At 58.0% G+C, this 619-nt stretch carries 1 protein-coding gene and 1 pseudogene; both read right to left on the bottom strand.

The window, feature by feature from the left end:
* Nucleotides 1–115, bottom strand: a pseudogene (locus AWB69_RS45415) (arsenate reductase); the annotation flags it as partial.
* The coding region (locus tag AWB69_RS45410; RefSeq protein WP_407923094.1) for an arsenic resistance protein at nt 112–619 on the bottom strand (508 nt) is incomplete at its 5' end. The gene AWB69_RS45410 and the pseudogene AWB69_RS45415, both read right to left, overlap by 4 nt.

Genomic DNA, 619 nt, shown 5'->3' with positions numbered 1-619 from the left:
TCGGCGGGGTTTTCAGGTATTCGACGATCACTGGCTCGATCCCCGCGTTGCGGATCATGGCCAGCGTGTTGCGCGACGTGCCGCAGTCCGGATTGTGATAGATCGTGACGCTCATACCCGTGGTCCTTTGATGCTGTGTTTTGCTTCATACCAATGCTGCGATCGATTGACCACACCGACAACCAGCAGCATCACCGGCACCTCGATCAGCACGCCGACCACGGTGGCCAGCGCCGCGCCGGAGTGAAAGCCGAACAAGCTGATTGCCGTTGCCACTGCCAACTCGAAGAAATTGCTCGCGCCGATCAGACTGGATGGTCCCGCAACGCAATGCGCGACACCAAGGCGGCGATTCAACAGGTATGCGAGACCGGAATTGAAAAACACCTGAATAAGGATCGGCACGGCGAGCATCGCAATGACGAGTGGTTCCTTGATGATCGCCTGCCCCTGAAACGCGAAGAGCAGCACCAACGTCGTGAGCAGCGCGCAGATCGAATAGGGGCCTAGATGTGTGACGGTCTTCCGAAAATGCGCCTCGCCCTTCGCCATCAGCATTCGGCGCAGCAGTTGAGCGAGGATGACCGGGATGATGATGTAGAGGCCGACCGAAATAATC

This window comes from Caballeronia udeis, from assembly GCF_001544555.2.
In the GTDB taxonomy this organism is placed as follows: Bacteria; Pseudomonadota; Gammaproteobacteria; order Burkholderiales; family Burkholderiaceae; genus Caballeronia; species Caballeronia udeis.
The sequence above is the reverse complement of the archived record's forward strand: the minus strand, read 5'-3'. Positions and strand labels throughout refer to the sequence as shown.